This is a genomic window from Rhodococcus sp. WB1, assembly GCF_001700945.1.
GTDB lineage: Bacteria > Actinomycetota > Actinomycetes > Mycobacteriales > Mycobacteriaceae > Rhodococcus > Rhodococcus aetherivorans.
On the sequence record NZ_CP015529.1, the window covers coordinates 1,132,443 to 1,156,700 of the forward strand.

24 protein-coding genes are annotated in these 24,258 nt (G+C 70.8%); 12 read left to right on the forward strand and 12 right to left on the reverse strand.

The window, feature by feature from the left end:
* Positions 1-81: 81 nt before the first annotated feature.
* Positions 82-978: an SDR family oxidoreductase gene (locus A4U64_RS05095; protein WP_050035634.1), complete on the forward strand. Its 897-nt coding sequence runs from the start codon at positions 82-84 to the stop codon at positions 976-978.
* 6 nt (positions 979-984) lie between these two features.
* On the opposite strand, the gene A4U64_RS05100 is transcribed toward A4U64_RS05095, so the two are convergent.
* A complete protein-coding gene (locus tag A4U64_RS05100; protein WP_029545210.1) occupies positions 985-1,476 on the reverse strand; it encodes a DUF6328 family protein in 492 nt (163 codons plus the stop codon).
* Positions 1,477-1,609: 133 nt separating this feature from the next.
* Between A4U64_RS05100 and A4U64_RS05105 the strand changes: the two genes are divergently transcribed.
* Complete coding sequence (locus A4U64_RS05105; protein ID WP_006946496.1) at positions 1,610-1,831, forward strand: hypothetical protein; 222 nt, start codon at positions 1,610-1,612, stop codon at positions 1,829-1,831.
* A gap of 21 nt (positions 1,832-1,852) precedes the next feature.
* Here the strand turns inward: A4U64_RS05105 and A4U64_RS05110 are convergent, their stop codons facing one another.
* The 3 genes from A4U64_RS05110 to A4U64_RS05120 are packed head-to-tail and all read right to left on the reverse strand — an operon-like array spanning position 1,853 to position 3,874.
* A complete protein-coding gene (locus tag A4U64_RS05110; protein ID WP_006946498.1) occupies positions 1,853-2,713 on the reverse strand; it encodes a PPK2 family polyphosphate kinase in 861 nt (286 codons plus the stop codon).
* Positions 2,714-2,744: 31 nt separating this feature from the next.
* A complete protein-coding gene (locus tag A4U64_RS05115) occupies positions 2,745-3,092 on the reverse strand; it encodes a DUF4873 domain-containing protein (RefSeq protein ID WP_029545207.1) in 348 nt (115 codons plus the stop codon).
* Positions 3,093-3,133: 41 nt separating this feature from the next.
* A complete protein-coding gene (locus A4U64_RS05120) occupies positions 3,134-3,874 on the reverse strand; it encodes a TetR/AcrR family transcriptional regulator (RefSeq protein ID WP_006946502.1) in 741 nt (246 codons plus the stop codon).
* 159 nt (positions 3,875-4,033) lie between these two features.
* On the opposite strand from A4U64_RS05120, the gene A4U64_RS05125 reads away from it, so the two are divergent.
* The 7 genes from A4U64_RS05125 (at position 4,034) to A4U64_RS05155 (ending at position 10,797) form a co-directional block, all read left to right on the forward strand.
* Complete coding sequence (locus tag A4U64_RS05125) at positions 4,034-5,287, forward strand: DUF445 domain-containing protein (RefSeq protein ID WP_373566444.1); 1,254 nt, start codon at positions 4,034-4,036, stop codon at positions 5,285-5,287.
* A 60-nt stretch (positions 5,288-5,347) separates the two neighbouring features.
* Complete coding sequence (locus A4U64_RS05130; RefSeq protein ID WP_006946504.1) at positions 5,348-5,896, forward strand: helix-turn-helix domain-containing protein; 549 nt, start codon at positions 5,348-5,350, stop codon at positions 5,894-5,896.
* 1 nt (position 5,897) lies between these two features.
* The gene (locus tag A4U64_RS05135; protein ID WP_006946505.1) at positions 5,898-6,728 is read left to right on the forward strand and encodes a hypothetical protein; all 831 of its coding nucleotides are present in this window, start codon (positions 5,898-5,900) and stop codon (positions 6,726-6,728) included.
* Positions 6,729-6,804: 76 nt separating this feature from the next.
* Positions 6,805-7,098, forward strand: a complete 294-nt coding sequence (locus tag A4U64_RS05140) for a DUF2516 family protein (protein WP_006946506.1) — start codon at positions 6,805-6,807, stop codon at positions 7,096-7,098.
* An 82-nt stretch (positions 7,099-7,180) separates the two neighbouring features.
* On the forward strand, positions 7,181-8,083 hold the full coding sequence (locus A4U64_RS05145) for an AurF N-oxygenase family protein (RefSeq protein ID WP_006946507.1): 903 nt from the start codon (positions 7,181-7,183) through the stop codon (positions 8,081-8,083).
* 70 nt (positions 8,084-8,153) lie between these two features.
* Positions 8,154-9,191: an alpha/beta fold hydrolase gene (locus A4U64_RS05150; RefSeq protein ID WP_006946508.1), complete on the forward strand. Its 1,038-nt coding sequence runs from the start codon at positions 8,154-8,156 to the stop codon at positions 9,189-9,191.
* 61 nt (positions 9,192-9,252) lie between these two features.
* A complete protein-coding gene (locus tag A4U64_RS05155) occupies positions 9,253-10,797 on the forward strand; it encodes a molybdopterin-dependent oxidoreductase (protein WP_065922288.1) in 1,545 nt (514 codons plus the stop codon).
* A gap of 23 nt (positions 10,798-10,820) precedes the next feature.
* Here A4U64_RS05155 and purU read toward each other — a convergent pair whose 3' ends face one another.
* From purU to A4U64_RS05180, 5 genes are all read right to left on the reverse strand, one after another.
* Positions 10,821-11,708 carry a formyltetrahydrofolate deformylase gene (purU, locus tag A4U64_RS05160; RefSeq protein ID WP_006946510.1) on the reverse strand — a complete coding sequence of 296 codons (888 nt, stop codon included), beginning with the start codon at positions 11,706-11,708 and terminating at the stop codon, positions 10,821-10,823.
* Between the two features lie 43 nt (positions 11,709-11,751).
* Positions 11,752-12,612 carry a class I SAM-dependent methyltransferase gene (locus A4U64_RS05165; RefSeq protein ID WP_006946511.1) on the reverse strand — a complete coding sequence of 287 codons (861 nt, stop codon included), beginning with the start codon at positions 12,610-12,612 and terminating at the stop codon, positions 11,752-11,754.
* A 293-nt stretch (positions 12,613-12,905) separates the two neighbouring features.
* A complete protein-coding gene (gene fdhD, locus A4U64_RS05170) occupies positions 12,906-13,730 on the reverse strand; it encodes a formate dehydrogenase accessory sulfurtransferase FdhD (RefSeq protein ID WP_006946513.1) in 825 nt (274 codons plus the stop codon).
* Positions 13,718-16,129 carry an FdhF/YdeP family oxidoreductase gene (locus tag A4U64_RS05175; RefSeq protein WP_232334172.1) on the reverse strand — a complete coding sequence of 804 codons (2,412 nt, stop codon included), beginning with the start codon at positions 16,127-16,129 and terminating at the stop codon, positions 13,718-13,720. Before A4U64_RS05175 ends, fdhD begins: the two co-directional genes overlap by 13 nt.
* Positions 16,126-16,743 (reverse strand): MBL fold metallo-hydrolase, encoded by a 618-nt coding sequence (locus A4U64_RS05180; RefSeq protein ID WP_043803279.1) that lies wholly within the window; start codon positions 16,741-16,743, stop codon positions 16,126-16,128. The genes A4U64_RS05175 and A4U64_RS05180 overlap by 4 nt, the downstream gene beginning before the upstream one ends.
* A gap of 488 nt (positions 16,744-17,231) precedes the next feature.
* Between A4U64_RS05180 and A4U64_RS05185 the strand changes: the two genes are divergently transcribed.
* A complete protein-coding gene (locus tag A4U64_RS05185; protein ID WP_065922290.1) occupies positions 17,232-20,651 on the forward strand; it encodes a serine/threonine-protein kinase in 3,420 nt (1,139 codons plus the stop codon).
* 74 nt (positions 20,652-20,725) lie between these two features.
* Here the strand turns inward: A4U64_RS05185 and A4U64_RS05190 are convergent, their stop codons facing one another.
* Entirely contained in the window at positions 20,726-21,250 is a 525-nt protein-coding gene (locus A4U64_RS05190) for a GNAT family N-acetyltransferase (protein WP_006946524.1), read from the reverse strand.
* 64 nt (positions 21,251-21,314) lie between these two features.
* Here A4U64_RS05190 and deoC point away from each other — a divergent pair, with 64 nt between their 5' ends.
* Entirely contained in the window at positions 21,315-21,980 is a 666-nt protein-coding gene (gene deoC, locus A4U64_RS05195; RefSeq protein ID WP_006946525.1) for a deoxyribose-phosphate aldolase, read from the forward strand.
* Between the two features lie 39 nt (positions 21,981-22,019).
* Here deoC and A4U64_RS05200 read toward each other — a convergent pair whose 3' ends face one another.
* The gene (locus A4U64_RS05200) at positions 22,020-22,757 is read right to left on the reverse strand and encodes an LmeA family phospholipid-binding protein (protein ID WP_043803277.1); all 738 of its coding nucleotides are present in this window, start codon (positions 22,755-22,757) and stop codon (positions 22,020-22,022) included.
* A 103-nt stretch (positions 22,758-22,860) separates the two neighbouring features.
* On the opposite strand from A4U64_RS05200, the gene A4U64_RS05205 reads away from it, so the two are divergent.
* Positions 22,861-23,478, forward strand: coding sequence for a type IV toxin-antitoxin system AbiEi family antitoxin domain-containing protein (locus A4U64_RS05205; RefSeq protein ID WP_029545192.1), 618 nt, complete (start codon positions 22,861-22,863; stop codon positions 23,476-23,478).
* Here the strand turns inward: A4U64_RS05205 and A4U64_RS05210 are convergent.
* Positions 23,424-24,257 carry a hypothetical protein gene (locus A4U64_RS05210; RefSeq protein WP_029545190.1) on the reverse strand — a complete coding sequence of 278 codons (834 nt, stop codon included), beginning with the start codon at positions 24,255-24,257 and terminating at the stop codon, positions 23,424-23,426. The two genes, A4U64_RS05205 and A4U64_RS05210, sit on opposite strands and share 55 nt — an antisense overlap.
* Position 24,258: the final 1 nt, after the last annotated feature.

Here is a 24,258-nt window from a genome sequence, read left to right on the forward strand (position 1 = left end):
GCGGATACCCGGACCCGATTCGTGCGAAACGCCCTGCGGCGCGCGGGTGTGGGACGGGTTCGCGCGGGTATCCGCCCGGGCATGAACGGTGACAACAGCGACAACGAGAACACGGCGCCCGGGGGCGAGGACGTCGAGCGCCCGCCCCACACGATCGACTATCCCGGTGCGACGGCCGACATGGCCGAGCAGCCCCGCGACGAGATGCGGGACTACCGGGGCCGTGACCTGCTCGCCGGACGCAAGGCCCTGATCACCGGCGGCGACTCCGGCATCGGGCGCGCGGTGGCGGTGGCCTTCGCGAAGGAGGGAGCCGACGTCGCGATCGCCTACCTGGAGGAGCACGACGACGCCGAGCACACCGCGGAACTGGTGCGGCGTGCAGGCCGTGCATGCCATCTGCTCCCGGGCGATCTCGCCGCCGCGGAGCACTGTCGCGCGGTGGTCGCCGACGCGGCCGCGGCGCTCGGCGGCCTGGATCTGCTGGTGAACAACGTCGCGTACCAGGAGCCGGTGGACGACCTCGCCGAGCTCGACGACGCCCAGTGGCGGCGGACGTTCGCGGTGAACATCGACAGCTACTTCCACGTGACGAAGGCGGCGCTCGCTCACCTGCCCCGCGGCTCCGCGGTGATCAACACCGCCTCCATCAACGGTCTGCGGGGTAACAAGTCGCTGATCGACTATTCGGCGACGAAGGGCGCGGTGCTCGCGCTGACGTACTCGCTGGCGCAGTCCTTCCAGGATCGAGGAATCCGCATCAACTGCGTGGCGCCGGGGCCGGTATGGACGCCGCTGATCCCCGCCACCATGGATGCGGAGAAGGTCGCGACGTTCGGGCAGCAGGCCCCGTTCGGCCGGGCCGCGCAGCCCGACGAGATCGCGCCCTCGTACGTCTTCTTCGCCTCCGAGACGATGTCGTCGTACTACAGCGGTGAGGTGCTCGCACCGATCGGTGGCGAGACGCTGCCCGGCTGAGCCCGGTCACCGCCGCCGGTAGCGCCAGGGGTAGGCGACCCACAGGGTCAGGAACAGCACGACCGTGACGACGCCCGCGGCGATGCCGGCGGCGGTATTGACCACCAGTCCGACGACGAGCACGACGACGCCGGTCATCGCGACGCCCAGCAGGAGCAGGCCCGCCATGGCGAAGCGGTGCGCGGTGTTCACCAGCTCGGGGAGCCGGCGCTGCCGGAAGAGCAGGCGGTGCATGCCCACGGGAGCGACGAGGAGGATGGTGGCCGCGATCGACGCGAGCACGGTGACGAGGTAGACGCCGCGCTGGAAGTCGGTGAGTGCGTCGAACCGGCTCTGGAACGGCAGGGTGAGCAGGAAGCCTGTGAGGAGCTGGACGCCGGTCTGCACTACGCGCAGCTCCTGCAGCAGGCTCGACCAGTTCCGGTCCAGCCGCTGCACGGGGGTCTCGTGCCGGACCTGCCTGTTCCACTCCTCGTTCGGCACCGCTGCGGGCTGCACGGTTGTGACATGCCCCGTACGGCGCCCGTCAAACCTCCGCGGCGACGACGGCAGCCCACTTGTGACCTGTGTCACTGTGGGGGTACTGTCGGCTCCACCAGGGACAACGGCGCTCTGAGGAAGGAGAGCGGTCATGAAGCTCAATCTGTTCGTCGCATGGACCGGGTACATGCTCGCGTTGCTCTCGATCGTGAGTCTTGCGGCCTTCCTCTACGCCGCGGGTTCCGGCAACGGCGGGTGGGCGCTTGTCGCCGGCATAGTATGCGTCGTCGCGGTCGCGTCGGCGATCGCGATGATCGGCACGACCGTCCATCACGACCACCGTCTGCATCGCGAGACGCCGCACCTGTTCTGACGGTCCGGTCCCGCCGCCGCCTCACGCCTCGGCCAGGCGCCGCTTCTCGAGTTCCACGTCGAACCCGGCGAGCGGCCAGTCCAGGTCGAGGCCTTCGAACGCGTCGATGAGCAGTTCCATGACGGCGATGCGGCTGTACCACTTGCGGTCGCAGGGCACGACGTACCAGGGGGCGTGATCCGTCGACGTTCTGTCGAGCATCGCCTGGTACGCCTCCTGGTAGGCCGGCCACAGCTTGCGTTCGGAGACGTCGCCCGGGTTGTACTTCCAGTGCTTGTCCCGCCGCTCGAGCCGTTCTGCCAGGCGCCGCTTCTGCTCCTCGAGCGAGACGAACATCGCGACCTTGATCAGCGTGGTCCCGTTGTCGACGAGCTCACGCTCGAACTGGTTGATCTCGTCGTACCGGGCGCTCCACACGCTCTCCGGTACGAGGTTGTGGACCCGTACGATGAGGACGTCCTCGTAGTGTGAGCGGTCGAACACGCCGAGCTGCCCGGCCCGCGGCAGTGCCTTGTTGATGCGCCACAGGTAGTGGTGGCGCCTCTCGTCGGGGGTGGGCACGCCGAACGAGGTGTGGTCGACGCCCTGCGGATCCACGTGGCCGATCACGTTGCGGACCATGCCGCCCTTGCCGGCCGTGTCCATGCCCTGCAGGATCAGCAGGATCGACCGGCGGTCGCCCGAGCGCCCGTTGGCGAAGAGCATCTCCTGTAGCCGCGAGAGCACCGCGCCGCGTTCCTCGATGAGCAGTTCGCCGGTGGCCTTGTCGCCGGAGAAGCCCGGGGTGCCGTTGGTGTCGATCTCGGCGACCCTGGTCCCGGCGTGGGCGCGCAGCACCTCGACGGCCGGCGTCTGCCACGGGTCGGTGCTCTTGACGGTCATGATGCCGAGGGTGCCACATCCGGCGACCGGATCAGCCGGGTTCGAGCTCGGTGTCGTCGGGGCGGGTGGGATAGGGCGGGGCCGAGACGCCGTCGACCATGTGGCTGCCCCACAGGTCCGTCTCGCTGATCCGGACGGTCGCCGGCGCGGGGCCGCCGGGCCCGGGCACGGTCAGGTGGAGGTCGGTGCCGGGGGAGAGGTCGGTGCCCGGCGGCAGGGCTGCCGCGAGGCCGCGGATCCGGCCGCGCCAGCGGTAGCGCCCGCTGATGGGGTCGAACGCTCCGGCCAGCTGCACCTCCGTGGTGGCGTGCTGCTCGCCGACGGTGACCTCGGCGGGGCCGCGGTAGCCGTCGGGTTCGTCGTCGTGTGGGTCGGACATGCCCGCGACTTTACATGTAAACGCCAGTTACATAAATCTGGTCACGGCGTGCCGGCCTCCGGGAGCAGCGGGTGCGGCCGGCTCTTGAACCGGGCCGGCGAGCCGCCGACGGCGGCGATCCCGGAGATCCCGCCCCAGGTCATCATGGTGAGGTAGTCGGTCAGGTCCTCCGCCGACATCGACTTGTTGGAGATCCACCAGTGGGTGGCGAGCTGGATCGCGCCCACGATCGCGTACGCCCACGGCACGGAACCGCCCGAGTCCATCTCCAGATTCCGGAGCCGCTCGCCGATCACCGTCGCGACGAGTTCGGCGATCATCCGCTCCGAGTTCGCCACGACATCGCGCCCGGCCGCGGCGCTGTTGGTCATCACGTACAGGTACACCTCGGGATCCGAGGCGACGGTCTCGACGTACGTGGCGATCGCGACCCGGGTCAGGTCGTACTCGTCGAGATCCTCCGCCACCGCCGCGTAGATGCGCGGAGCGAGGATCGTCTCCACGTACCGGAGCATCGTCGCCGTGGTCAGGTCGTTCTTGTCGGTGAAGTACCGGTAGAGAACCGTCTTGGACACGCCGATCTCGGCGGCGATCTCGTCCATCCCGACGTCGCGCCCGCGGGACCGGATCGCCTTGATCGTGCCGTCGACCAGTTCCTCGCGCCGGGCGATCTTGTGCTCGTGCCAGCGGCGCTTGCGCCCGTCCTGCTTGGTCGGCGCGGCGGCTGTCGGGACCGGCGTGTCGGTCGGGGGCAGGGGCTGGGGAACTCGGTGGTTCGGCACTGGGTGGCACATCCGTTCGCTGTCGATCGTCCGCCCAGTTTATAAGGGGGTGTGCCGCACCCCGTGCGGATGTCCCGTTCCCAGGGGGGGGACGGTGTGCCGAACCCGCGTCCCGCCCCTGCGGGTGGCGGGTTCGGCACAATGGTGGAGGTGCAGCTGATGAGCATCGACGATGACGCCAAGCGCAGGGATCTGCGGCGGATGAAGGCGGTCGCCACCGGCTTTCTGCTCGCGGCGACCGCGGTCTACCTGTTCTGCCGCTGGCAGGAGTCGCGCGGTGCCGGCGAATGGGTGGGGTACGTGCGGGCGGCCGCCGAGGCCGGGATGGTCGGCGCGCTCGCGGACTGGTTCGCCGTCACCGCGCTGTTCCGGCATCCGCTCGGGATCCCCATTCCGCACACGGCCATCATCAAGCGGAAGAAGGATCAGCTCGGGGCGAGCCTGAGTTCGTTCGTCGGCGCCAACTTCCTCGCCCCCGAGGTGGTGTCGGAGAAGGTCGAGAACGCCCGGATCCCGCTGCGGCTGGGCACCTGGATGGCCGAGCCCGACCACGCCGAGCGGATCGCGCAGGAGACGTCGACGGTGCTGCGGGGCCTCGTGACGGTCCTGCGCGAGGAGGACATCCAGCAGATCATCGACAACACCATCGTCAAGCGCATCGCCGAGCCGGAGTGGGGGCCGCCCATCGGCCGGGTGCTGTCCGAGCTCCTCGCCGAGAACCGGCAGATGCCGCTGATCGACATGCTGGCCGAGCGGGCCCATCAATGGGCCCTCGGCAGCCAGGAGACGATCGACCGCATCATCAGCCGCGACTCGCCGTCGTGGTCGCCGAAGTTCGTGGACCTGCTGCTCGGGGAGCGGATCCATCGCGAGCTCGTCGAGTTCACCTGGAAGGTGCGCTCCAACCCCGACCACGAGGTGCGCGTGGCCGCGAACCGGTTCCTCGCCGACTATGCGCGGGACCTGCAGCACGACCCGGTCACCATCGCCAAGGCGGAGAAGGTCAAGGCGGAGATCATGGGCCGCGAGGAGGTCACGCAGCTGGCTTCCGCGACGTGGCGGGCGGCCAAGCGGATGATCCTCGAGTCGGTCGACGATCCGCACAGCACGCTGCGGACGAAGGTCACCGAGAACGTCATCCACTTCGGCGTGCGGCTGATGGAGGACCACGAGCTACGCGGCAAGTTCGACCGCTGGCTGCTGGATGGGGCCCGGTACATCGCCGCCAACTACGCCGACGAGATCACCGCGGTGATCCGGGAGACGGTCGAGCGCTGGGACGCCGAGGAGGCGAGCCGCAAGATCGAGCTGCAGGTGGGACGCGATCTGCAGTTCATCCGCATCAACGGCACGGTGGTCGGATCGCTCGCCGGCCTGGCCATCTACACCCTGTCGAACCTGCTGTTCGCGTGACGTGCCACACCTGCTAGCAGAGTGCTTGCTACAGCTAGCACTTGCGCGTACGCTGAGGTTGTGTCCACGAAGGAATCGGGTGAACCCGCCGACGGGGGGGACGGTGACAAGGACGACGCGTCCGGCGCCACCGAGATCGCTACCCGGGTAGTCAGCACTGCCGCCCAGGACATCGGCAGTTTCATCCGCTCGCAACGCGAGGCGGCGCAGGTGTCCCTGCGTCAGCTGTCCCAGCTCGCCGGCGTCAGCAATCCCTACCTGAGCCAGATCGAGCGAGGGCTGCGCAAGCCCTCGGCCGAGGTGCTCGGTCAGATTGCCAAGGGTCTCCGGATGTCCGCGGAGGTCCTCTACGTCCGGGCCGGGATCCTGGAGCAACGTCCGCAGAGCGCGGTGCGCGACGCGCTGCTCGCCGACGCCGTCCTCACCGAACGGCAGAAGCAGGTCCTGCTCGACATCTACGAATCGTTCTGCCGCGAGAACGGTTCCCGCCCGTCCGGGGCGGCATCCGCACCGGGGACATCTGCCCCCGAGGCATCCGCATCCGAGACGTCCGCATCCGAGGCCGCCGCCCCGAAGGGCGCGACCGACCCCGACCAACAGGAGAACTGACATGACCGATCCGAAGACCTTCGCCACCCCGCTGTATGCCGCCGTCGGCGCCGGCGACGCCGTGGTCCAGGCAGTGGCCGACGTGGTGGCCCGGACCCGCCGTCGCGCCGAGACCACCCAGACCGACGTCACCGACCGGGTCGACAGCGCCCGGGGCCGTCTCGCCGACTTCCAGGAGGACCTGACCGAGAACGTCGAGTCCCTGCGCGAGCGTCTCGCGGGCCTGCCGGCCGAGCTGCCCGAGGATCTCGCCGAGCTGCGCGAGAAGTTCACTGCCGAGGAGCTGCGCAAGGTGGCCGAGGCATACCTGAAGGTGGCCTCCGACATCTACACCGCGCTCGCCGAGCGCGGCGAGGAGACCATCGAGCGGCTGCGCAAGCAGCCGGTCGTCGAGGAGAGCATCGGCCGCGCCGAGGCCGCGTTCGGTGACGCCGTCGAGCTCACCGAGGATGCTCTCGGCACCGTGGCGCGGCAGACCCGCGCCGTGGGCGAGCAGGCCGCCAAGCTCGCCGGTCGCGCCGCCGGCCGGATCGAGGAGACCGCCGGCGATGTCGGCGAGGCCATCTCCGGTGCCGGTGAGGAGGCCGGTATGCGGGTGCTCGATCTCGGTGGCCAGGCCCAGGAGGCCGCCGAGGAGGCCGCCGACCGGGTCGAGACCGCCGCGCTCGAGCTCGACGAGGCCGCCACCAAGGTCGAGGAGGCCGCGGAGAAGGCCGCCGCGCCGAAGACCCCGGCCAAGGCGCCCGCCCCGGCTGCGGCCAAGGCTCCGGCCAAGACTCCGGCCAAGGCGCCCGCCAAGAAGGCCGCGCCGCGCAAGACCACCGGCGCCTGATCTCGACCGGTCGGTAGAACCGCCGACGGCCCCCACGCGACCTCCGCGTGGGGGCCGTTGCTCGTACCATGGGGACGTGCCCAACGTCGATTCTCTCGCCGCCCTGATCATCTTCGCTCTGCAGATCGTCGCGCTCGCCGGGGCGGGCTTCGCGCTGCTGCATGCCGTGCGGCAGCCGGCCGAGGCGTTCCCCGCGGTCGACAAGCTCACCAAGCCGGTGTGGCTCGGCATCCTCGCCGCCTCGCTGCTGGTGATCTTCGTCTTCTGGGGCACCTTCATGATGCTCGGGATCATCGCGGTCATCGCCGTGTGCGTGTACCTCGTCGACGTGCGGCCGCGGGTGGACGAGGTGCAACGGCGCCGGTGGTAGCTCTCCCCGGGAGCCTTGACAAGCGCCGACAGGTTGGTGACACTTCGAGTAACGGGTAACAACCGAGACGAGGTGATCGACGATGGCGCTCACCCGGACCTTCCGCACCGCCGACCGTCAGGACACCGCCGAACGCCTGCTGGCGTCCGCGGCGCGCTCCTCCTACGACCCGGCCCTCGAGATCGACTGGGACGCCCCCGTCCCTGCCGACAAGTACGGCATGACCCCCGAGTGGAGCAGCCTCTACGGCACCGCCCTGTGGGAGTCGATGACCGAGCGGCAGCGGATCGTACTGACCCAGCACGAGGCCGCCAGCATCGCCGGCACCGGCATCTGGTTCGAGATGATCCTGATGCAGATGCTCGTGCGCGACCTCTACCGCCGCGACCCCGCCACCCCCTACGTCCAGTTCGGGCTCACCGAGATCGCCGACGAGTGCCGGCACTCGACGATGTTCGCGCGCGCGGCACAGCACTTCGGGATCCCGTCCTACCGGCCGAAGCGCTGGATCCGGGAGAGCGGCCGGCTGTTCAAGGCCACCGCGAGCGGAGCGCTCGCCTTCGGCGGCACCCTGTTCGCCGAGGAGATCCTCGACATGATGCAGCGCGACTTCATGCGCGACGAGCGGGTCCAGCCCGTCACCCGCACCGTCAGCCGCATCCATGTGATCGAGGAGTCCCGCCACATCCGGTACGCGCGTGAGGAGATCATCCGCCGCACGCGCCACCTCTCCCGCGTCGACCGCGCACGCGTCCGGCTGCAGCTGGGCATCTCCGCGTACTTCGTCGTCACGAGCCTGGTCCACGACGACGTCTACGCCGCCGCGGGACTCGACGTCGCCGAGGCCACCGCCGCGGTCCGCACCAACACCCACTACCACGACCGGCTCCGCGAGGGCGCACGACGGACGATCGAGTTCCTCGACGACGTCGGCCTGATCGGGGGACCGTCCACCCTGCTGCTCCGCCGCGCCCACGTCCTGTGACCGCGCGACCGTCCCCCGGCCGCCGCACGTCGCGACGGCCGTCGTTCCAGCAACCAGGAGAACAACACAGGTGAAGAAGCCGTCCCGCAGGACCACCCTGGCGATCGCCGGGGTGGCCGGCGCCGCTGCCGTTGCCGGCCTCGTGGCCTACCGCGCCCGCCGACGCCGCGCCGTGGTGCGCGCCGCCGACCGGCCACCGCACGCGCTGCTCGCGCCGCCGACGGTGGAACCCGACGTCATCGACCTCACCACCGACGACGGTGCCCATCTCAACGTCCGAGCCTACGGCGACCCGGACGCCGACCCGATCGTGCTCAGCCACGGATGGACCTGCAACGCCGACTACTGGATCCCGCAGATCAACGCCCTCGCCGGCCGCTACCGGGTGATCACCTACGACCAGCGCGGACACGGCCGCAGCGACCTCGGTACCCGGACCTTCGGCCCCGACGTCCTCGCCGACGACCTCGCCGCGGTCCTCGAGGCGACGGTGCCGGCCGGCCGCAAGGCAGTCCTCGCCGGTCACAGCATGGGCGGCATGAGCATCATCGCGTGGGCCGGCCGCCACCCCGATCAGGTGCGGGAGAAGGCCTCCGGGGTGCTGCTCGCGAGCACCGGCACCGACAGCCTGCTCGCCGAGGCCGCGCTGCTGCCGTCCCGGCTGGGGCGGGTGCAGGAGCCCGTCGCGCGCCGGCTCCTCGGCGCCGCCCTTCCGCTCGTCGCCTCACCCGTCACCACCCGGGCCCTGAAGTACGTCGCGCTCGCGCCCGGTTCGAGCACCGCCGAGGTCGCCTTCTGCGAGAAGATCGTGCTCGGCTGCACGCCGCGGGCCCGCGGCAACTGGGGCACCGCGCTGAGCGCCTTCGACATCCGCGACGGGCTCGACCACCTCACGGTGCCGACGACCGTGCTCGTCGGCACCGCGGACCGGCTCACACCGCCGGTGCACGCCCGCAAGCTCGCCGAGACCCTGAAGACCTGCGGGCACCTCGAGCGGCTCGTGGTGCTCGACGGGATCGGGCACATGAGCTCGGTCGAGGCGATCGACGCCTTCGACGACGAACTGCTGCACCTGGCCGAACGCGATCGCATGCCGGCCGGCGCCTGAGGGTCCCATCCGCGGCGGGCGCGGCGCCGAACCCTCGGTGTAGTCCACCGGGAGGAGACCCATGACAGTGGCCCGCCACCGCGCGGCCCGCGCCTTCGCCGGCCTCGTCGCGTTCGGAGTGGTCCTCGGCGTCGGAGAACTGCTGGCCGTGCTGATCGGGCCCGCCTCGTCGCCGTTCTACGCCGTCGGCGCCACCACGGTCGACCGAGCCCCGGCGTGGGCCCGCGAGTTCGCGATCGACACCTTCGGCACGTCCGACAAGCCGGCGCTGTTCATCGGCATGTCGGTGATCCTGGCCGTACTCGCCGTGGGGGCGGGGCTGCTCGAGCAGCCCGGCCGCCCGCGCGGTGGTCTCGTGATCCTCGCCCTGGCCGCGGTGGGCGTGTACGCGGCGCTGAGCCGGCCGGGCGCCACGGCCGTCGCCGCGCTGCCGACGGTCGCCGGCGCCGTCGCGGGCGCGGCGCTGCTGCAGTACTCCATCCGGCTGCTCGCCCGATCCGACGTCCGCGACGGCGTGCCGGAGACCCCGGCGTCGGGGTGGCCGCGCCGGCGGTTCCTCACGGTGGTCGGCTCCGCGGCCGCCGTGGCCGTGGCCGCCGGCGCGACCGGCCGGTACCTCACCGACCGGCTGACGCGGGCCGTCGAGGACCGCGCCCGGTTCCTGATCCCGCGGCCCGCCCGGCCCGCCGCATCCGTGCCGGCCGGCACCGAGGTGACGGTCCCCGGGGCCACCCCTTTCCTCACCTCACCGGCGGAGTTCTACCGCATCGACACCGCGCTCCGGGTGCCGCGGTTGCGCACCGCCGACTGGAGCCTGCGCATCCACGGGATGGTGGAACGGGAGGTGACGCTGACCTGGGACGATCTGGCCGCGTTCGAACCCGTCGAACGGATCCTCACGCTCACCTGCGTGTCCAACGAGGTGGGCGGCGACCTGGCCGGCAACGCCCGCTGGATCGGATACCGGATGAGCGACCTGCTCGCGCGGGCCGGGGTCCGCCCCGACGCCGACATGCTCCTGTCCACCAGCGTCGACGGCTTCACCTGCGGCACCCCCGTCGACGCGGTCCTCGACGGCCGCGATGCCCTGCTCGCCGTCGCGATGAACGGCGAGCCGCTGCCGTTCGAACACGGATACCCGGCCCGGCAGGTGGTGCCGGGCCTGTACGGGTACGTCTCCGCCACCAAGTGGGTCGTCGACTGGGAACTGACCCGCTTCGACCGGGCCGAGGCCTACTGGACGCGGCGCGGCTGGGCGGAGAAGGCCCCCGTCCGGACGGCGTCGCGCATCGACGTCCCCGCCGCGTTCGGCCGGCTCGAACCCGGGCCCGTGATCGTCGCCGGTACCGCGTGGGCGCAGCATCGCGGCATCGACCGCGTCGAGGTCCGGGTCGACGGCGGCCCCTGGAACGACGCCGTGCTCGCCGAGGAGTACTCCCTCGACACGTGGCGGCAGTGGACGTGGCGGTGGGACGCGACGCCCGGTACGCACGTGGTCGAGGTGCGCGCGACGGACGGCGAGGGCCGGGTGCAGGACGAGCAGCGTCGCCCGCCCGTCCCCGACGGCGCCACCGGCTGGCACAGCCGGACCGTCACGGTCGGGTGACGGGCGAGCCCCGGAACGGGACGTCAGCTGAAGACGACGGTCTTGCTGCCGTGCACCAGCACCCGGTCCTCGAGGTGCCAGCGCAGACCGCGGGCCAGCACCAGCTTCTCGACGTCGCGGCCGAGGCGCACCATGTCGCCGACCGTGTCGGCGTGACCGACGCGCACCACGTCCTGCTCGATGATCGGGCCGGCGTCCAGCTCGGGGGTCACGTAGTGGCACGTCGCGCCGATCAGCTTCACGCCGCGCGCGAAGGCCTGATGGTAGGGGCGTGCGCCGATGAACGACGGCAGGAAGCTGTGGTGGATGTTGATCGCCCGGCCCGCCCAGTGCTCGCACAGCTCGGGCGGCAGGATCTGCATGAACCGCGCCAACACGACGGCGTGCGGATCGTGCACGTCGACGAGCTTGCGCACCTGCTCGAACGCGGGCCCGCGCTGTTCCGGGTCCTTGGGGAAGGACACGTAGTGGAAGTCGATGCCGTGCCGGCGGGTCACCCGCTCGAGGTCGGGGTGGTTCCCCACGACCGCGCAGATCTCCGCGTTCAGCTCGCCGGCGGCCACCCGGCCGAGGATGTCGTGCAGGCAGTGGCCCTCCTTGCTGACGAGGAGCACCACCCGCTTGGTCTCGCCGGTGTCCTGCAGCGTCCACTCGGTCTCCGGGCCCAGCTCCGCCGCGACGGTCGCGAACCGCTCACGCAGTTCGTCGAGGCCGAGCGGGATGGAGGAGGCGCGCACCGCCTGACGAGTGAAGAACCAGCCGCTGTCGGGGTCCGCGTGGTAGCCGGCTTCGACGATCGAGCCGCCCACGTCCGCGAGGAAGGTCGAGATGCGGGCGACGATGCCGGTGGCGTCGGGGCAGCCCAGTGACAGTACATACCGACGGTCGTCGGACGAGGCAGCGGAGGTCATGCCGTCCAGTGTCTCAGGTGTGCATCCGGGTCGTTCCGGCCGGTCACACCGTCGCCGGGGGCCGCCGGACGGTGGCGGTCCCGACGAGGGTGGTCGCGTCGATCGTGTGGATGCCGCGCTCGGTGACGGCCGCCAGGAACTCGGCGCGCACCGCGGCGACCGCGTCGGCGTCGAGCCCGGCCAGGGCTGCCCGCAGGCCCGTCGCGGTCACCAGCGTCCAGCACAGTTCCTCGGTGGCGGGCAGCAGATTCGACAGGGTGCGTACCTCCACCGAGTGGGTGCCGGCGGCCGCGAGCCACGCCTCGAGGGTGCGTGGCAGATCGATCGCGTGCAGCGGTGTCCGGTCGCGCAGCGACGGCCGGCCCGCCACCGCCGGGTTGCGCCGGCCGACGACGTCGAACAGCGTCGCGCTGATCTCCTCCATCGCGCCGGCCCGCCACACGGTGACGCCGATCCGGCCGCCGTGCCGGACCAGGCCGACCAGGCGGTCGAACGTGGCGTCCATGTGGGGCAGCAGGAACACGCCGTAGGAGATGGCGAGCGCGTCGTACCCGGCCTCCGGGACCGCGGACGGCGGTTCCCACGTGGTGGCGTCGGCGCACACGAAGTCGATGTTCTGCAGCGCCCGCTCGGCGGCGACGAGCCGGCCGAGCTCGAGCAGTTCGTCGGCGACGTCGATCGCGTGGACCCGGCCGGTCGGTCCCACCGCCGCGGCGGCGGGCAGCGCCGAGGCGCCGGCGCCGCAGCACACGTCCAGCACCGTCGCGCCGGGACCGGGCCCGAGCTGGAAGACCAGCGCCTGCCCCGCCGGGCCCCACACCGTCGGGGTGAGCCGGTCGAAGTCGCCGCTCGCGTCGTCGAAGGTGCTCGCGAGCCGTGCCGTCTCGTCCACTGCGTCGGTCATGCCTCGTCCTCGGGTTCTCGAATCCGAGGACGGAACCTCGGATGCCCAGCGGGAGTGCAGCCGATACCTTATTGCAGTTCCGAACGTTTCAGTTCCGAATGCTGAATGGCGAGCACCCGGGACGTCGAGCGGGTACATCCCGCGTCGAGCGGGTGGATTTCGCGGCGAACCGCGAGGGGAGGGCTCAGGAACCCCCCGCTCGCCACCACAACAGCCCGCTCGCGCCCGTGCGACGAGCGCGGCGCGGCGGCCTTCACGTGCTCGCCGGAGGGGACGGGCACCCTGCGGATTGCTCACACCCCGATTCGATGAGGGTGGGTGTAGATGTTCATGGTGTCCTCGCGCAGGAAACCGACCAGGGTCAGCCCGGATTCGTCAGCCAGGTCGATGGCGAGTGAGGACGGTGCGGAGACGGCGGCGAGGACGGGGATGCCGGCCATGACCGTCTTCTGGGCGAGTTCGAAGGAGGCGCGGCCGCTGACGAGCAGGACCGTTCCCCGGGCGGGGATGCGGTGGTTTTCGGTGGCCCAGCCGACGATCTTGTCCACGGCGTTGTGCCGGCCGACGTCCTCGCGCAGGGCGAGCAGGTCACCGGTGGCGGTGAACAGGCCGGCGGCGTGCAGGCCGCCGGTGCGGTCGAACACCTTCTGCGCCTCGCGCAGGGTGTGCGGCATGCCCGACAGGGCGGTGGGGTCGACGACGACGGGGTCGTCGGCGGGGGCGTGGCGGGTGCGTTGGCGGATCGCGTCGAGGGAGGCCTTGCCGCACACTCCGCAGGAGGAGGTGGTGTAGAAGTTGCGCTCGATGCCGGTCTCGGGCAGTGCGACGCCGGGGGCGAGGTCGATGTCGAGGACGTTGTAGGTGTTGCGGCCGTTCTCGTCGGTGCTGTGGCAGTAGCGGATCGCGGCGATGTCGCCGCGGTCGCCGACGATGCCTTCGGTGAGCAGGAAGCCTTGGGCGAGTTCGATGTCGGAGCCGGGGGTGCGCATGGTCACCGCCAGCGCGGTGCCGTTCACCCTGAGTTCGAGGGGCTCTTCGACGACCACGGTATCCGGGCGTGTCGACTGTCGGTTCGCGTGGATGCGGGTGATGCGGGTGCGGGTGGTTACTCGTCCCATGCGACGCTCCGGTGCACCAGTTCGCCTCGCCCGGGTGATCCGGGGGAAGGCCGGCCGGGCGCCGTGCCCGGTGCCGCGGCGCCCTCGCGCCGAGGGGTGTGGGCTTCGAGGCGGATGGTGACGGCCTTGGACACGGGGGTGTTGGACTTGCGGGCGACGTGGTCGAGCGGGATCAGGGGGTTGGTTTCGGGGTAGTAGGCGGCGACGTTGCCGACCGGGGTGGGGTAGGGGACGAGCCGGAAGTCGTCGGCGCGGCGCGCTTCGACGGTGCCGTCGGGGCGGGGCCATTCGGAGATCAGGTCCACCCGGTCGCCCGCTGCGAAGCCGAACGACTCGAGGTCGCGGTCGTTGACGAACAGCACCCGCCGGCCGCCCTTGACGCCGCGGTAGCGGTCGTCGAGGCCGTAGATGGTGGTGTTGTACTGATCGTGGGAGCGCAGGGTCTGCAGGATCAGCCGGCCCTCGGGCACCGGTACCCAGTCGAGGTCGTTGACGACGAAGTTCGCCTTTCCGGTGGCGGTGTGGAAGCGGCGCTCGTCGCGGGGTGGGTGCGGCAGGACGAACCCGTCCGGTCGGCGGACCCGGGTGTTGAAGTCGTCGAACCCGGGCACGACGCGGGCGATGGCGTCGCGGATGGCGTCGTAGTCGTCGGCGAACGCGCGCCACGGCACCGGGTGATCCGGCCCGAACAACGCCTGCGCGAGCTCGCAGACGATGGCGACCTCGCTGCGCAACTGTTCGCCGGCCGGCGTCAGGCCACCGCGGGACAGATGCACCACCGACATCGAATCCTCCACCGACACCAGTTGTTTGCGGCCGTTGCGGACGTCCTTGTCGGTGCGGCCGAGCGAGGGCAGGATGATCCCGGTGCGCCCGTGCACGAGGTGGCTGCGGTTGAGTTTGGTCGAGATCTGCACCGTCAGCGCGCAGTTGCGCAGCGCGGCGGCGGTCACATCGGTGTCCGGGGTCGCGGAGAGGAAGTTGCCACCCATCGCCATGAACACGTGCGCGGCGCCGTCGCGCATGGCGCGGATCGAATCGACCGCGTCGAGGCCGTGCCTGCGGGGACTGCGGATGCCGAACTCGTCGTCCAGAGCCTGCAGGAAGGACTCGGGCATCTTCTCCCAGATCCCCATCGTCCGGTCGCCTTGGACGTTGGAGTGCCCGCGCACCGGGCACACCCCCGCTCCGGGTTTGCCGATCATCCCCCGCATGAGCAACAAGGCCACGGCGTCCTGGATGGTGGCCACACCGTGGGTCTGCTGGGTCAGGCCCATCGCCCAGCACACGATGGTGGCGTTCGAGGCGATCAGGGCGCGGGCGGTCTGTTCGATCTGCTCGCGCGTCAGGCCGGTCGCCTCGAGCACCGTGGCGAGGTCGACGGCCCGGATGTGCTCGGCCCACTGCTCGAACCCGGCACACCGGCTGTCGAGGAACTCGCGGTCGAGCACGGTGCCCGGCCGACGGTCCTCCTCCTCGAGCAGCAGCTTGGCCAGCCCTTGGAACAGGGCCTGATCCCCGCCGATGCGGATCTGCAGGAACTCGTCCGCGATCTGTGCGCCGTCACCGAGCACGCCGTTCACCTTCTGCGGGTCCTTGAACCGCAGCAACCCGGCCTCGGGCAGGGGGTTGATCGCGATCACCGTGGCGCCGTTGGCCTTGGCCTTCTCGAGCACGGAGAGCATGCGGGGATGGTTGGTGCCGGGATTCTGGCCGGCGATGAGGATCAGGTCGGCGTCTTCGAGGTCGGTGACCGACACCGAGCCCTTGCCGATGCCGATGGTCTCGGTCAGGGCGGTGCCGGAGGATTCGTGGCACATGTTCGAACAGTCCGGCATGTTGTTGGTGCCGAAGGACCGGATCATCAGCTGGTAGACGAATGCCGCCTCGTTGGAGGTGCGGCCGGAGGTGTAGAAGATCGCCTCGTCCGGATTCGGCAGGGCACGCAGGTGCTCGGCAATCACCGCATAGGCTTCGTCCCAGCCGATCGGCTCGTAGTGCGCCCTGCCCGGTCGGATGATCATCGGATGCGTCAGCCGGCCCTGCTGCCCGAGCCAGAAGTCCGTCTGCGCGAGCAACTCCGGAATCGAATGGGCGGCGAAGAACTCCGGGCCGACTTTCCGGGTGGTGGCCTCCTCGGCGACGGCCTTGGCGCCGTTCTCGCAGAACTCCGCGGCCTTGCGATGCCCCGGGGTCTCCGGCCAGGCGCACCCCGGGCAGTCGAAGCCGTGCCGCTGGTTCAGCCGGGCCAGGGTGCGGGCGGTGCGAAGCGGGCCCATCTGCTCGAGACCACGACGCAGCGACACCAGCACCGCGGGCACCCCGGCCGCGTAGGACTTGGGGTCGGTGATCTGGATGTCGTTCTCGTCGAAGACGTGCCGGTCCGTGGTGTTCGTCATGCGCTGTGTCGCACCCATCGATCGGTCGGCGAGAACGCCTCGCCGAGAAGGAAACTGTCGCCGTGGCCGGGGTGAACTCGGGTGTCGGCCGGTAACGCCGACAGTGGCCCGGGCGCCGTGCTCGGCGGCGGGGTGTGTCCGGGCGCTTCACACCCGTGCCGGAGGACGTCGCCGGTGAACACCACGCCCAGGTGTGGAAGATGCAACGACACCGACCCGGGCGTGGCGACCGGAGTGTGCAGCACCCGGATCTCCTCACCGGCGACGGCGATGCGCTGCCCGTCGTCGAGTCGCCAATAGCGACGCTGCCCGTGCACCGCCTGCCACAACGCGTGGTCGGCCGGATGCAGCAGGATCGGAGCACACAGTCCCACGCCCACGTCGACCGCGGCCGAGACGTGGGCCCGGCCACCCTGGGTGCAGATCACCGCGGTGACACATCGGTCACCGACCGCGTCGGCGATGTCGGTGGCTCGACCACCCGCATCGACGACCACCACGTCCCGGTCGTCGCCGACCAGCCAGACGTTCGTTTCTCCGGGATCGGCGAAGAACGGCCCCGGGGGCCGTGCTCGTCGAACGCAGACGCGGTCGATCCGAAAACCCTCACTCACGTCAGGCTCGTACCGTCGGTCGGCTCACTGCACGTGTCCCCGACCCGAATACCCCTGGGCGTGAGCCTGCACCACAGGAACGCGCACCGCGGTAGGCCTTCCGATCGCACACGTGGTCCCTCGCATCTTCATCGAACACAGCTGGTCCTGCCCGACCGTCAACGGTCGTTGCCGGATCCACCGTAAAGTCCGCCGACTTGCCGACGAACTGGCCGAACGATCAGATCGGCCTCTCCCGATGGGCAGTGCGCCCAGGCCCTCGCGCTCCCCACCGCCAGTGAATTTCTGCGGGTGGCGCCTAGAATCGGAAGCAATCCGAGGTGGCGTCATGATCAAGTCCGCAGAGCACCGGCCGGCAGAACCGGCTCCCGGGAGTGCCGTGGTGCACCTGCTGCCGTGCCGGACTCGGTCCGAAGACCGGGTGCACGGTGTCCGGTGACGCCGCCGAACGTCCCGCTGATCCGCCTCCGAGGGAGCTTGCGGACGAGTTGAGCGCGGCCGGTTTCGTCGAGCCGCGGGTGGCAGGGCAGGGAGGTTTCGGCATCGTCTACCGCTGTCGTCAGCCCGCCCTCGACCGGGTGGTCGCGGTCAAGGTGATGAGCTCCAGCCCGGACGAGACCGACCGGGTGCGGTTTCTGCGCGAGCAGCAGGCGATGGGCCGGCTGTCGGGGCATCCGAACATCGTGCACGTGCTCGAGGCCGGCGTCACCCGTACCGGGCGTCCCTACATCGTGATGCCGTTCCACCACCGGGACTCCCTCGAGGCCTGGATCAACCGGCGCGGGGCCCGCACGATTGCCGAAGTTCTCGACATCGGCATCAAGATGGCCGGGGCGCTCGAGACGGCACACCGGGCGGGTGTCCTGCACCGCGACGTCAAACCGGCGAACATCCTGATCTCCGAGTACGGCGAACCGCAACTGACCGATTTCGGGATCGCCCGGCTGTCGGATCGGCAGGACACCACGCGAGGCTTGGTGGTGGGCTCTCCCGCCTACACCGCGCCGGAGCTGCTGCACGGGCAGTCTCCGTCGGTCGCCTCGGACGTCTACGGACTCGGCGCCACCTTGTTCACCGCGCTGGCCGGCCGGCCGGCCTACGCGCGGCGCCGCGGGGAGGAACTGGTGGCGCAGCTGCTGCGGATCAGCACCGAACCGATCCCGGATCTGCGCGAGCGGGATGTTCCGGAGGGTGTGTGTGCGGTGATCGAGCAGGCGATGGCCCGTGAGCCCGCCCACCGCTTCGGCACGGCGGCGGGGTTGGGGGAGGCGCTGCGCAGCGCCGGGGCGGACCTCGGTTACACCGTTGCCGACCTGCCGTTGCCGTTGGTCTGGGACGAGGAGAGCCCACCGCAGCCGGAAAGTCGCGAATCCCCCGCGACCGCGGCGTATCTGCGCCTCGACCCTTCGGCCGGTGCGTCCGTGCCTGCTCGCCCGCCCGCCGTGGCGACCAAGTACCGCCCCCCGGTCGCGGCTCACGCGATGGTGCAGCGCACCCGGCTGCTCGACCGGCTCAGTACCGCGACCCGGGCACGGCTGATCTTGATCCACGGCCCGGCCGGATACGGCAAGACCACCGTGGCCACCCAGTACGTGCGGATGCTCGAGCACGACGGCGGCAAGACCGCTTGGTTGTCGATCGACGAAGACGACAACACCCCCGCCTGGTTTCTCGCGCATCTCGTCGATGCGGTCACGGTGACCCTGCCCCGGCTCGGCAGAGAGCTGACCCGTGTCCTGGAGGCACACGGGGAGGGCGCCGAGCGGTTCGTGCTGACCACCCTCATCAACCGGACACACACGGGCGGGCAGCACATCGCGGTGGTCCTCGACGACTGGCACCGGGTGACCAACCCTGCCAGCCGGGCCATCGCCCGGTTCCTGCTCGAGCAAGGGTGCCACCACCTGCAGCTGGTCGTCACCAGCCGGGCCCGGCAGGGTCTGCCGCTGAGCGGCCTGCGCGTGCACAACGAGTTGATCGAGATCGACGCCGCCGCACTGCGCTTCGACGTCGACGAGTCCCGCCAGCTGCTCACCGGTACCACCGGATTGACCATGGAGGACAAGGACGTTGCCGAGCTCGAGGAAACAACCGACGGGTGGGCGGCGGCCCTGCAGCTGGCCTCGCTGGCAATACGCGAACACCGTGACCCCCGGACGGTCATCCGCCAGCTGTCGGGCCGGCATCGCGCTCTCGGCGAGTACCTCGCCGAGAACGTCCTCGACAGCCTCGAACCGGACCTGCTCGACTTCCTGCTGGCCACCGCGGTCAGCGAACGCACGTGCGCAGCCCTGGCCACCGCCCTGACCGGCTGCCGGGACGCCCAGGCCGTGCTCGAAGACATCGAAGAACGGGACCTGTTCCTCACCCGGCTCGACGAGGAGGGACAGTGGTTCCGCTACCACCACCTGTTCACCGACTATCTACGCCGCCGGCTCGAACGAGGCGACCCGGAACGCCTGCACGAACTGCACCGGACCGCGGCCCGATGGTTCGCCGATCAACACCTGTTGAGCGCGGCGGTCGATCATTTCCACGCCGCCGGCGACGACGACGCGGCGATCGACGTGGTCGAGCGGGAAGCAATCCCACTGCTCGAACAATCCCGGATGAACACTCTGCTCGGGTTGGAGACCAAGCTACCGACGACCGCCGGCGCGATGCGGCCACGCCTGCAGCTGGCGGTGGCCTGGGCACACGCGCTGCTGCACCACCGCGCTGCGGCCAACGACGCCCTCAGCCGCCTAGAGGCAGTGCTGCCGACCGTGCCCGGCGACGAAGAGGCTGACGCCCGAGCCGAGGCCGATCTCATCCGGGCCACCATCACCGTCTTCGACGACCGTCTCGACCACCTCGACGAGGCACTCGAGGCGTGTATCGCCCGCGCCGACAGACTCCGCCCGTGGATTCTGTGCGGTGTCGCGGATGTGGCCTCGTTCCGCGAGATCCAGCGGTTCGACTTCGACGAGGCCCGGCGCTGGCAGCAATGGGCACGCCCGCATCACCGCCGCGCCTCCGGGCCGTTCAGTGTCATCTACGGCTATTGCCTCGATGCAGTGGCCGCACGGGAACAACTCGATCTCGACGGCGCCGAGACGAGCCTGCGCCACGCCATGCACCTGGCCACCGCTTCCGACGAAGACAATTCCTACAGCTCCCGGCTCACCGGTGCCCTCCTCGGGGAATTGCTGTACGAACAGGGAAACCTCGCCGAGGCCGAAGGCCTGCTCGACGAGAGCTACAGCCTCGGCGCCGAAGGCGGAACCGTCGAGTTCATGCTCGCCACGTACGTCATCGGCGCTCGCCTGAAGCATCGCCTGGGGCAGCACGAACAGGCCGCCGAGCGACTGGCTGAAGGGGAACGGCTGGCGCTGTCACTGCAACTGCCCCGCCTGGCGGTGTACATCACCAACGAGCGCATCCGGACGGGCATCGGGATATCGCAGGTCTCCCCGGACACCTTTCCTCCCGGGCTTCCGAGCGACGTTCCTGACGGGATCGCCCAGGTCACGGCCGAGACCACGGAAGAGGCGGCAATCCGGCTGCTGCTCGCCGCCGGCTCCGACAGTGACCGGACACACGCGTGCCGGCGCGCCCGAATCCTCACCGAGTCGATCAGCGCCACCGACCGGCCCAGAGCATCCCTCTATGTCCGCTTGTTGCTGACCGAGTGCCTTGTCACGGTCGGCTCACTCCCGGAAGCGGAACGGGTGTTACTGCCCGTCCTCGAGCAGTGTGCACGGTCGGGTTTGGTTCAGCCGGTGCTCGATACCGGACCCGCTGTGCGAGAACTCGTTCGGCGGGTCGGTTCGGAACGACACGGCCGCAGCATCAGCCCCGCCCTCGCCCACTTCTTCGATCGGCTGCACACAGCACCACAGCCGTCCGCGGCGTCGGAGAACACGTGAGTCCTCCCACCCCGGGGAACGCCGAATCGAGCGCATCGCGACACCGCGATTGCTGCCCCGACGGCCCGCTCGGGCTAGCCGATCTCGTAGAACGGAGGCGCGTAGCGGAACACCCCGCGCAGCTGCGGCCGATGGGCGGTGAGCGCGCGGGCCTGCAGGTGTGACGCCCATTCGGGCACGTCGGGTTCGACACCGAGCTCGGCGGCCGGGACGAACCCGAAACGGGGGTAGTAGTCCAGGTGCCCGAGCAGCACCACGAGCGGTTCGTCGAGGGCGTCCGCCGCGCCGAGCACCGCGTGCATCAGAGCGCCCCCGACGCCGGCGCGCTGCAACTCCGGAAGCACCCCGATCGGCCCGAGGGCCAGCGCCGGCTCGCCGTCGACCGTGCCGCGGGTGACGCACACGTGCCCGACGACCGTGCCCTCGGCGTCCGTTGCGACCAGTGACAGCCGGGGCAGCCACGCCGGGCCGGCGCGCAGCGCCTCGACCAGGCCGGGCTCGACCGGCTCCGCGCCGGTTGGGGTGAGCGGCGTGAATGCGGCGCGGTGCACGTCGCCGATCGCGGGGACGTCGGCGGGAAGTTCTCGTCGGATGAACACGAGAGCAGTGTGGACACCGGCGTCGGGCCGGGCAACGGAATATCGCTGTGGAAAGCTGACGGGTATGCCGGAGACCACCCTCACCCGTGCCCGGGTCGCCGCGATGGTCGACCACACCCTGCTCAAGCCCGAGGCGTCGGGGGCCGACGTGCGCGCGCTCGTCGACGAGGCCCGCGAGCTCGGCGTCTGGTCGGTGTGCGTGTCGCCGTCGATGCTGCCGCTGCGGGCGGACGGACTCGTCGTCGCCACCGTGGCGGGCTTCCCGTCGGGCAAGCACCATTCGCTGATCAAGGGCGCCGAGGCCCGGCTCGCCGTGGATCAGGGCGCCGCCGAGATCGACATGGTGATCGACATCGGAGCGGCCGTCGCCGGGGACTTCAACGCCGTGCTCGCCGACATCCTCACCGTCCGGGAGGCGATCGGGTTCGAGCCCGTGCTCAAGGTGATCATCGAGTCGGCGGCGCTGTCGGACGAGGCGATCGTCGAGGCGTGCCGGTCCGCCGAGCGGGCCGGCGCGAACTTCGTCAAGACGTCCACCGGGTTCCATCCCGCCGGGGGTGCGTCGGTGCACGCGGTGCGGCTGATGGCCGAGACGGTGGGCGGCCGGCTCGGCGTCAAGGCCAGCGGCGGCATCCGCACGGCCGAGGCGGCGCTGGCCATGATCGAGGCCGGCGCCACCCGGCTCGGCCTGTCCGGCACCCGCGCGGTGCTCGACGACCTGCCGGAGTGAGCACCGGGCCGCGGCCTCAGCGAGTATCGGGCCGCGGCCTCAGCAGTCGAGCTGGTTCTGCGACTGCTGTCCGGCCGGGGCCTCCGGCATCGTGTAGGCGCCGCCCTCGAGCGTCACCGCGATGCCGGAGTCGGTGACCGACACCGCCGTCGCCTGCATGTCCAGCGGGTACTGCTGCAGGCTCTCGGTGAGGATCTGGACGATGCCGTCGACCAGTGCCGTGGGCAACCCGATGCCGAACAGCGACGCGTCCACCGTCTCGACGGCGATCGCCCCGTTCCGGGCCTCCGGCCGCACGGTCAGCTCCACCAGGTCCGCGCCGCCCACGGTGAAGCGGAGGGTGCCGGCGTTCGCGTCCGGGGTGACGTCGGTGATCAGCGAGCCGAGCGGCAGGGTCTGCACCGTCGCGAGGATGCCCGACGACGGCCACACCACGTCGGCGCTCGAGCTGCCGATGGTCCCGGCCCCGGCGGCGCTCTCCCGCAGATCCACGTCGCGGACCACGGCGTGCACCTGCATCTCCTGGGCGGGGCCGAACGCCGTGTCGTCGCTGTCGAGCGTGACGGACGAGACCTGCTTGTCCACGAGCGAGAGCAGCACCGGCTTCCACCCGAGATCCACGTCGACGTTCGTGCCGAGTTCGCTCTCGAACGACTGCGCGAGGCAGTTGGTGGCACGGTTGCGGACGTACACCTCGGCGCCGACGAGCACCGCGACCAGCGCGACGGCGAGGGCGATGCCGATGGTGGCGAAGGGGATGCGCTTCCGGTTCGTCATGGTTCGGGATTGTTCCGAAGAACTCTGAGGAAGGTCTGTGAAGATGCGGTCCCACTACCAGAAAGTGTGAGGTGGGACACAGTTGTTCGGGTACTGTGGCGGCATGACGGGCTGGACGGAACCTGAACACGACGCCTCCGGCCGGGTGGATCCGGACGAGGCCCTGCGACATACCGCGCTCGCGCAGGCGGGCTTCTTCACCGCGCGCCAGGCCATTGCCCACGGCATCGCCACGATCGACTTCGTCGGCCGGATCGCGGCCGGGCACTGGGTCCGGATCGAATCGGACCTGTTCCGGCTCGGGGACAGCCCGCACACGAAGTTCGACGAGTTCGCGCAGTGGTGCGCCTGGTACGAGGGCGCGGCGGTGGTCTCGCACCAGAGCGCCGCCGACCTGCACGGCATGGGGCACCTGCAACCCCGCTTCCTGCACCTGTCGACGGCCGACCAGCGAACCGTGCCGAGCAACCGGCTCGCCCTGCACCACCGGCAGCTGCGCGCACAGGACTGCGAGCAGGTCGGGTGCTTCCGCATCACCACCCCCGCGCGGACCGCCGTCGACCTCGCCGCGGGTGGGGTCTCCCAGGAGGTCCTCGACGAACTCGTCGGCGACGCCATCGCCATCGGGCGGGTGACCTCGGCGCAGCTGCACGCCGCGGTCGCCGATCAGCCCGCGGCCGTCGCGGACCGCATCGAGCTGGCACTGCTCGCGGCCGGCTGAGCCTGCGCCGGGGCGACGAAGTCCCACGGCACGGTCAGCACGCAGTCCCGCAGCCGCCGGCGTTGCGATGCCGCCGGCACGCCCTGGGCGCGCAACAGGTCCAGCGTCGCGCGCCAGCGCACGCGCGGTCCGAACGCCGCGTGCGGTGCCGCCGACGCCCAGGCCCGATCCGCCGCCTGCAGCAACTCGTGGATCCGTTCCCCCGGCACGTTGCGGTGGATCAGCGCCTTCGGCAGACGCTCGGCCAGGTCCGACGGGGTGTCCGAGTGGAACGGGCTCCACGCCAGCGTGAGCGTGCGCGGGCCGTGCTCGTCGAGCAGCACCCACGCGCACCGCCGGCCCAGTTCGTCGCACGTGCCGTCGAGCAGCAACCCGCCGGGCGCGAGCCCGGACCGCAGCCGATCCCACGCCGGCGCCACCGCCTCCTCCGGGTACTGGCGCAGCACGTTGAACGCGCGGATCAGCACCGGCCGGAGCCCGGCCAGCTCGAAGCCCCCGCGGGCGAACTCCACGCCGTCCCGCCCCGGCACCACCCGGTCGGGATCGATCTCGAGACCCACCACCCGGAGGCGGCGACGCACCGTGCGCAGCCGCGCGGCCAGCTCGAGGGTGGTCACCGGCATCGCGCCGTAGCCGAGGTCGACGACGAGCGCGTCGTCCCGGGAGTGCAGGACGCGGGCGACGTCGGGGTGGTGCATCAGCCAGCGGTCGCTGCGGCGCAGGCGGTTGATGCCCGTGGTGCCGCGGGTGACGACACCTTCCGGGCGCGGGGCGCGCACG

Coding starts and splice junctions, on each gene's coding strand:
- A4U64_RS05110 (WP_006946498.1), bottom strand. CDS start 2,713: ATGACCGTCAAGAGCACCGACCCGTGGCAGACGCCGGCCGTCGAGGTG.
- A4U64_RS05165 (WP_006946511.1), bottom strand. CDS start 12,612: ATGACCGACGCAGTGGACGAGACGGCACGGCTCGCGAGCACCTTCGAC.
- A4U64_RS05115 (WP_029545207.1), bottom strand. CDS start 3,092: ATGTCCGACCCACACGACGACGAACCCGACGGCTACCGCGGCCCCGCC.
- A4U64_RS05145 (WP_006946507.1), top strand. CDS start 7,181: ATGGCGCTCACCCGGACCTTCCGCACCGCCGACCGTCAGGACACCGCC.
- A4U64_RS05175 (WP_232334172.1), bottom strand. CDS start 16,129: ATGACGAACACCACGGACCGGCACGTCTTCGACGAGAACGACATCCAG.
- A4U64_RS05155 (WP_065922288.1), top strand. CDS start 9,253: ATGACAGTGGCCCGCCACCGCGCGGCCCGCGCCTTCGCCGGCCTCGTC.
- purU (WP_006946510.1), bottom strand. CDS start 11,708: ATGACCTCCGCTGCCTCGTCCGACGACCGTCGGTATGTACTGTCACTG.
- deoC (WP_006946525.1), top strand. CDS start 21,315: ATGCCGGAGACCACCCTCACCCGTGCCCGGGTCGCCGCGATGGTCGAC.
- A4U64_RS05200 (WP_043803277.1), bottom strand. CDS start 22,757: ATGACGAACCGGAAGCGCATCCCCTTCGCCACCATCGGCATCGCCCTC.
- fdhD (WP_006946513.1), bottom strand. CDS start 13,730: ATGGGACGAGTAACCACCCGCACCCGCATCACCCGCATCCACGCGAAC.
- A4U64_RS05105 (WP_006946496.1), top strand. CDS start 1,610: ATGAAGCTCAATCTGTTCGTCGCATGGACCGGGTACATGCTCGCGTTG.
- A4U64_RS05135 (WP_006946505.1), top strand. CDS start 5,898: ATGACCGATCCGAAGACCTTCGCCACCCCGCTGTATGCCGCCGTCGGC.
- A4U64_RS05205 (WP_029545192.1), top strand. CDS start 22,861: ATGACGGGCTGGACGGAACCTGAACACGACGCCTCCGGCCGGGTGGAT.
- A4U64_RS05095 (WP_050035634.1), top strand. CDS start 82: ATGAACGGTGACAACAGCGACAACGAGAACACGGCGCCCGGGGGCGAG.
- A4U64_RS05125 (WP_373566444.1), top strand. CDS start 4,034: ATGAGCATCGACGATGACGCCAAGCGCAGGGATCTGCGGCGGATGAAG.